The organism is Propylenella binzhouense, assembly GCF_009866965.1.
Taxonomy (GTDB): domain Bacteria; phylum Pseudomonadota; class Alphaproteobacteria; order Rhizobiales; family Afifellaceae; genus Propylenella; species Propylenella binzhouense.
Genome location: NZ_SPKJ01000156.1, coordinates 1 through 6269, shown reverse-complemented (window position 1 = coordinate 6269; position 6269 = coordinate 1). Strand labels below are relative to the sequence as shown.

The 6269-nt window shown below is 68.6% G+C and carries 6 protein-coding genes and 1 other RNA gene; 4 read left to right on the top strand and 3 right to left on the bottom strand.

The window, feature by feature from the left end; all coding sequences use genetic code 11:
- Nucleotides 1-82: 82 nt before the first annotated feature.
- Nucleotides 83-622, bottom strand: coding sequence for a hypothetical protein (locus E4O86_RS21965; RefSeq protein WP_161142689.1), 540 nt, complete (start codon nt 620-622; stop codon nt 83-85).
- A 151-nt stretch (nt 623-773) separates the two neighbouring features.
- Here E4O86_RS21965 and argB point away from each other — a divergent pair, with 151 nt between their 5' ends.
- A complete protein-coding gene (gene argB, locus E4O86_RS21960) occupies nt 774-1679 on the top strand; it encodes an acetylglutamate kinase (RefSeq protein ID WP_205521043.1) in 906 nt (301 codons plus the stop codon).
- 31 nt (nt 1680-1710) lie between these two features.
- On the opposite strand, the gene E4O86_RS21955 is transcribed toward argB, so the two are convergent.
- Together E4O86_RS21955 and E4O86_RS21950 are read right to left on the bottom strand one after the other, a co-directional pair.
- Nucleotides 1711-2007, bottom strand: coding sequence for a hypothetical protein (locus E4O86_RS21955; protein ID WP_161142688.1), 297 nt, complete (start codon nt 2005-2007; stop codon nt 1711-1713).
- Nucleotides 2008-2373: 366 nt separating this feature from the next.
- Nucleotides 2374-3870, bottom strand: a complete 1497-nt coding sequence (locus E4O86_RS21950) for a pyruvate kinase (protein ID WP_161142687.1) — start codon at nt 3868-3870, stop codon at nt 2374-2376.
- A gap of 128 nt (nt 3871-3998) precedes the next feature.
- On the opposite strand from E4O86_RS21950, the gene E4O86_RS21945 reads away from it, so the two are divergent.
- The 3 genes from E4O86_RS21945 to E4O86_RS21935 form a co-directional block, all read left to right on the top strand.
- Nucleotides 3999-4739, top strand: a complete 741-nt coding sequence (locus E4O86_RS21945; RefSeq protein ID WP_161142686.1) for a pyrimidine 5'-nucleotidase — start codon at nt 3999-4001, stop codon at nt 4737-4739.
- An 80-nt stretch (nt 4740-4819) separates the two neighbouring features.
- An RNA gene (ffs, locus tag E4O86_RS21940) (signal recognition particle sRNA small type) lies at nt 4820-4917 on the top strand.
- An 84-nt stretch (nt 4918-5001) separates the two neighbouring features.
- Nucleotides 5002-6269, top strand: a 1268-nt coding sequence (locus E4O86_RS21935; protein WP_161142685.1) for a DNA polymerase III subunit gamma/tau, incomplete at its 3' end; no start/stop codon positions are given.

The window sequence follows — 6269 nt, the reverse complement described above, 5'->3', positions numbered from 1 at the left end:
CGCCGGCCTCCAATCCGGCAGACAGCTTGAATCATCTCAGCGCTGATTTGGGAATCCCGATTCAATTAGGTCGGGTAACGCTCTAGCGTGCGACCTTCGGCACCGGAACGGTGAACTCGACAGGCTCCGGCGCGGGAGTTTCGGACCGCAAGCGGAAGCCGGAGATGTCCGTATACGTGAATCGACAGCGCAGATATGCGAGGTCGACCTTGGCCAGGTTCTTCTCGGAGACAGGCAGCCCGCCGAAATCAAGCGATCGGGATTGCTGCGTGACGACCGACTTTGACGTGCGCCCGGGTATCACCGACCGTTCGACCTGCAGAAAGTTCGGCGCGCTCGTCCCGTCGTCCGGATCCCTGACCAGTTGCTTTCTCTCGTCGAGATATTCGCACTTAATCTGATCGCCCGTCACCGCAGGCTGCAGTCCCGCATTGAACACGTAGACGGACCGCACCCATTCCTCTCTTGCATTGTCGTAGTCGATGAACATCGTGGCGCCGACGATCGCCCTGTTCATTATCCACGCATCCAGCAGGCTCGGAAGACCAGCCAGCACGAAGGTGGTAACGGCGATTATCGCGGAAGCGATCGCCAGGTAATCCTTGAGACCGCCGATCGACATGGGAATGATGGTCGCGCTCGTTCAGGTTGCATAACCTATAACTTACCCGCACTAGTTTTGCAACAAGCATGCCGGCGTACCGCTCCGGATCGCGCGCGCCTTCTCAACGTCATAGGGAGCCGCTAAGAGGCGCCGCTGCCGGAGGAAAGCCATGAACGAGACGATCACCAGCGCCCAGGCCATGAGCGCGGACCAGGCGCGGCTGCTGGCGGAAGCCCTGCCCTACATGCAGCGCTACGAGAACAAGACGATCGTCGTGAAATATGGCGGCCACGCCATGGGCAATCCCGCTCTCGGCCAGGCCTTCGCGCGCGACATCGCGCTCCTCAAGCAATCGGGCGTGAACCCGATCGTGGTCCATGGCGGCGGTCCGCAGATCGGCCAGATGCTCGAGAAGGTGGGCATCAAGAGCGAGTTCAGGGGCGGCCTGCGCGTCACCGACAAGCGCACCGTCGAGATCGTCGAGATGGTCCTCGCCGGCTCCATCAACAAGGAGATCGTCGCCCTCATCAACGCCGAGGGCGAGTGGGCGATCGGGCTCTGCGGCAAGGACGGCAACATGGTCTTCGCCGAGAAGGCGCGGAAGACCGTGTTCGACCCGGATTCCAACATCGAGAAGGTGCTCGATCTCGGCTTCGTCGGCGAGCCGGTCGAGGTCGACCGGACGCTGCTCGACCTTCTCGCCCGCTCCGAGATGATCCCGGTCATCGCCCCGGTGGCGCCGGGGCGCGACGGCGAGACCTACAACATCAACGCCGACACGTTCGCCGGCGCGATCGCCGGCGCGCTGACGGCGAAGCGCCTCCTGTTCCTGACCGACGTGCCGGGCGTGCTCGACAAGTCGGGCACGCTGATCGACGAGCTCACCGTCGCCGAGGCGCACGCGCTCATCGCCGACGGCACGATCTCGGGCGGCATGATCCCGAAGGTCGAGACCTGCATCGAGGCGATCGAGCGCGGCGTCGAGGGCGTCGTCATCCTCAACGGCAAGACGCCGCACGTCGTCCTGCTCGAGCTCTTCACCGAGCACGGCGCCGGCACGCTGATGAAGCCCTGAGCGCACCGCCCGGGCGGGAAGGCCAGGCGGCTCAGTAGCCCGTGAAGGGAACGAACAGGCAGCGCGTGCTGCTGTCGGGCTGAGACACCTTCATCCGGCAGCGATGGAACTGCCCGTCCGGACTCGCCTTCGCGACCGAGAACGGGATCACCTCGCCGGTGTTCTTCACGAGCCAGCCGCGGCTGGTGAACTGTATCGACCTGTTGGAGACCGGTTCGCAATCCTGCCCGCCGCAGCAGGAGAGCGGATACCAGTCGTGCGCCTGCGCGACCGGCGCGAGCACAGGTGTGGCAATCAGGGCACAGGCGGCGAAAAAACGAGCGAGCATGGGCGCTCCAGGTTCGAGAGACACGGATCCCACCGCGCAGCCGAAGCCGCGCGGTGCGCTCTGCCGGCCCTATCCGCATGCACAAAGCCCGCGGGCTTCTGCAGGTCTCTCTCACCTCCCCCTGCTCGGCAATGCTGCCGAGGCGCGTCGGGTGGGCCAGATGCATCATCTCAAACGAGATGGGACTGGAAAAGTTTCAGGGCGAAGAATGTCCTCGGCGAAGTTGAACGCGTTCAACCCCGGCAGGCGCGGCCCGAACCGCAGCGGCGCCGTCGAGGTACCGCTGCCGCGTCCTCGAACGGACAGAACGGCATAGCGAGGTCGCGCTTCTCTGAGCCGGGACGATCCGGCGGGAACCGGCGCCGGTCAGTCCGTCCCGCCGGGAGACCACGAGCGCAGCGCGCGCATCGTCGGCGTCTTCTTGAGCTGGTGCGCGTCCATGCGGTGGAGGAGCCCCGAAAGGACCTCGATCGCGGCCGCGGCGTTCGGCCCCTTGTTGAGCATCACCACCTCGGCGCGCCCGGCCATCGCCGCGTCGGTCATCTCGCCGCGCGACGGCAGGCCCTTGGTGACGAGGCCCTCGAGGACCTGGGTCGCCCAGATCGCGGGAATGTGCGCCGCCTCGCAGAGCCACAGGATCTCCTCCTGCATCTCGGCGAGCCGTTCGAAGCCGATCTCGACGGCGAGGTCGCCGCGCGCGATCATTACCGCGAGCGGCTGCCGGCCCGCCGCGGCCACCATGATCTCCGGCAGGTTTCTCACCGCGCGCGGCGTCTCGATCTTCACGACGACGCCGAGTTTCTGCCAGTCGTCCGGCCGGCGGGCGGCGAGCTCGCGCTGCAGCGCGAGGACATGCGCGCCGGCACTGACGAAGGAGAGCCCGACCATATCGGCGTGCCCTGCGACGAAGTCGAGATCGGCGCGGTCCTTCGGGGTGAGCGGATCGAGCCCGAGCTCCAGCGTCGGGAAGTTCAGCCCCTTTTCGGGCTTCAGCTTCACGCCCTTGAGCCGGCCCTGGTCGATCCGCACGAGCGCGCCGCCGCCCTCCAGACGCTCGACGACGCCGCGGAGCTTTCCGTCGTCGATCGAGACCACGTCGCCCGGCTTCAGGTGATCGAAGACGGAGCCGAGCGTGCAGGTCGCCTGGAACGCCTCGTCCGGGGACGCCGCCGTTCCTTCCCGCCGCAGCAGCAGCGTGTCGCCGATCTGGAGCCGCGCGCGGTCGGGCGGCACGATGACCGCGCCGGTCCTGACCTTCGGGCCGCCAATGTCCATCAGCACGCGGACGCTGCGGCCGAGCGCCGCCTCGGCGCGCCTCAGATTGTCGATCATCGCCTGCCATTCCGCCGGGCCGTCATGGGCGCAGTTGATGCGGACCACCTCGATCCCGCGCGCCAGTAAGGCGTGCAGCACGGCGGGGTCTGCGGCCGCGTCCGCGCCGAGCGTCACCATGATCCGCCTGCGACGCCCGGCCGCGGCCGGGCCGAAGAGCTCGGCCGTGTTCGCCGCGAGCCTCATCTCGCCGCGGAAGAAGCGCCGCTCGGACGGCCAGTCCTCGCCGCCCCGCCCGGCGATCGCGGCAAGGGCGGCGGAAACGGCATCGAGCGCGGCGAGCACCCGCCCCTCGGCCCGGCCGAGGGAGGAGAGGCCGAGCGGCATCAGCCGGCGCTGCATCGGGCGGAGGTCGCGGCGCCGGAGCGCCAGATAATGCGCGAGGTTGAGCGCGCTCGCCGCGAAGGACGGCCGCCGGATCGAGGGACGCCAGCCGGCCCAGAGGACCCGGCCTTCCCCGGCCACCGCCTTCCGGAGCGCCTGGATATCGTGGAGAAGCTCCGCCGCGGCGGACTGGTGGATGCTCGACATGCCTGTGCCCGAGGAAGGCCTAGACGGCGACCGTGACAATCACGCGACGGGCGCCCGCGGCGGCCCGGCAGGGCGATATCCGGGCACGGCCAGTGAATCTTAACTGCATCTCGCCTATATCCCGCAGAATGAAGCCATTGACCGTCGAAGCCGTCGATCCCCACGCGCCGCAGGATCTCGGCGCGTTTCGGAACGTGAGAGCCTGGATCTTCGATCTCGACAACACGCTCTATCCGCGCGAGACGGACCTCTTCCGCCAGGTCGACCAGCGCATCCGCACCTTCGTCCAGAATCTCCTCGGCGTCGACGAGGCCGAGGCCCAGCGCATCCAGAAGAGCTTCTACCGCGACCACGGCACCACGCTGCGCGGCCTCATGCTGAACCACCAGGTCGATCCGGACGCGTTCCTCGAATTCGTCCACGACATCGACCATTCGGTGGTCCGGCCCGATCCCGTGCTCGGCGCGGCGATCCTGAGGCTGCCGGGCAAGAAGTACATCTTCACGAACGGCTCGCGCCGGCACGCGGAGAAGGTGGCGGCGCGGCTCGGCTTTCCGGAGCACTTCGAGGACATCTTCGACATCGCCGCCGCCAATCTCGTGCCGAAGCCCGAGCGCGAGACCTATGACCGCTTCGTCGCGCGCTTCGGCGTCGATCCCGCCCAGGCCGCCATGTTCGAGGATCTTGCCCGCAATCTCGTCGTGCCGAAGGCGGTCGGCATGAGGACGGTGCTCGTCGTTCCGCCCGGCACCCGCGAAGTCTTCCACGGCGAATGGGAATTCGAGGGGCGCGACGACGACCATGTCGACTACGTCACCGACGATCTCGGCCGCTTCGTCGGCGAGATCGCCGGCGCGATCGGCGCCTGAGCTGCCGGCGGGGGCGGGTCTCCGTGCGGAGCGCAACGCCGCCCTTGCGCCGGAGCGCCTCAGCCGCGATATAGAGGCCAGGGAGGTTGGCGGTGGACGTGCCACTCGCCAACCGGGTCAGGTCCGGAAGGAAGCAGCCCCAACGAGCCCGGCTCGGGTTGCCGTCCAGCCTCCCGCATCACCTCGCACGGGGCCGCACGGGTTTCACCGAGCCCGACCGGGCCGGTGACGGAGAACATTCGCCCGAGCCATTCCGCCGCGCATGAGCGAGACCACCACCGGCCCATACCAGGTTCTCGCCCGCAAGTACCGCCCGGCGAGCTTCGACGATCTGATCGGCCAGGAGCCGATGGTCCGCACGCTCCGCAATGCGTTCGCGGCCGGACGGATCGCCCATGCCTGGATGCTGACCGGCGTGCGCGGCGTCGGCAAGACGACCACCGCCCGCATCCTCGCCCGCGGCCTCAACTTCCAGACCGCCGACGGCGGCGGCCCGACCGTCGACCTGGCGGCGGAGGGCGTCCATTGCAGCGCGATCATGGAAGGCCGCCATCCCGACGTGATCGAGATGGACGCCGCCTCCCATACCGGCATCGACGACATCCGCGACATCATCGATTCGGCGCGCTACTCGCCGGTCTCGGCGCGCTACAAGGTCTATATCGTCGACGAGGTCCACATGCTGTCAAAGGCGGCCTTCAACGGCCTCCTGAAGACGCTCGAGGAGCCGCCGGCGCATGTGAAGTTCGTCTTCGCCACCACCGAGATCCGGCGCGTCCCGGTGACGGTGCTCTCGCGCTGCCAGCGCTTCGACCTCCGCCGCATCGAATCCGCCGTCCTGATCCGGCACCTGGAAGGGATCGCCGCGAAGGAGGGGATCGAAGCCGAGGCCGAGGCGCTCAGGATGATCGCGCGCGCGGCCGAGGGCTCCGTCCGCGATGCGCTCTCGATCCTCGACCAGGCGATCGCGCATGGCGGCGGCACCGTCGAGGCGGAGACCGTGCGCGCCATGCTCGGCCTCGCCGACCGCACCCGCACGATCGACCTCTTCGAGGCGGTGATGCGCGGCGACGCGCCGGCCGCGCTCGCCTCGCTCGACGCGCTCCATGCCGTCGGCGCCGATCCGCTCGTGGTGCTGACGGATCTCGCCGAGTTCACCCATTACGTGACGCGGCTGAAGCTCGCCGCGGAGGCCGCGGCCCACGCGCCGGTTTCCGAGAGCGAGCGCGTGCGCGGCGCCGCCTTCGCGGCGTCGCTCTCGCTCCGCCATCTCTCCCTCGCCTGGCAGATGCTCCTCAAGGGCATCCAGGAGGTCGGCCAGGCGCCGCGCCCGATGGCCGCCGCCGACATGGTGCTCGTGCGCCTCTGCCATGCCGCCGACCTGCCCACCCCGGACGAGGCGCTGAGGCTCCTGAAGAGCGGCTCCGGGGCCGGAGGAAGCGAAGGGCGGAGCGCCGCGCCGCGGCCGGATCCCGCGCCCGAGCCCGCGCTCGCGCAAGCGGCGCCGCGCCCGACGCTCGCCCGTCCCTC